Source organism: Simplicispira piscis (assembly GCF_054783455.1).
This window is the reverse complement of the sequence record NZ_BAAGQN010000037.1, coordinates 1-597: the sequence shown is the minus strand read 5'-3', so window position 1 is coordinate 597 and position 597 is coordinate 1. Positions and strand designations below refer to the sequence as shown.

The 597-nt window shown below is 64.5% G+C and carries 1 protein-coding gene; it reads right to left on the bottom strand.

The window, feature by feature from the left end; genetic code table 11:
- Positions 1-597: ABC transporter substrate-binding protein (locus ACYVOC_RS18875; RefSeq protein ID WP_461162787.1), on the bottom strand; the 597-nt coding region annotated here is incomplete at both ends.

Here is a 597-nt window from a genome sequence, read left to right as displayed (position 1 = left end):
TTGCGCCCCGGCTGGTCCTTGAGCTTGTCGATCAGGCGCTGCGCACCGGCCGTGAAGTCCGTCGTGGCGGCGGGCAGGTATTCCTCGTGCGAGAGCTTGGCTTTCTTCACCGAGTCCTTGAAGGCTTTCACGCCGTCACGCCCAAAGGCGTTGTCCTGCGCCAGCGTGGCAATGGTCACGCCTTCCTTGTCGATCGCCACAGCGTTGCTGATGGCGTCCTGGCTGCTGTTGCGGCCGGTGCGGAAGATGTACTTGTTCCACTTGTCGCCGGTGATCGAATCGGCCACAGCAGGCTCGACCAGCAGGATCTTCTTGTATTCCTCGGCCACCGGCAGCATGGCCAGCGCCACGCCCGAGGCCGTGGGACCCACGGCGATGTCGGCCTTGTCGTCCGAATAGGCCGTCGCCAGCAGGCTCTTGCCCAGGTCGGGCTTGCCCTGGTCGTCTTTCTCGATCACCACCAGCTTCTTGCCTCCCACCATCATGGTGCCGCCGGTGGCGTACTCCAGGCCCATCATCAGGCCCGTCTGGGTCTGCTTGCCGTAGGCTTCGAGCGGCCCCGTCATGCTGTGCACGTGGGCAATGCGGATTTCGCCC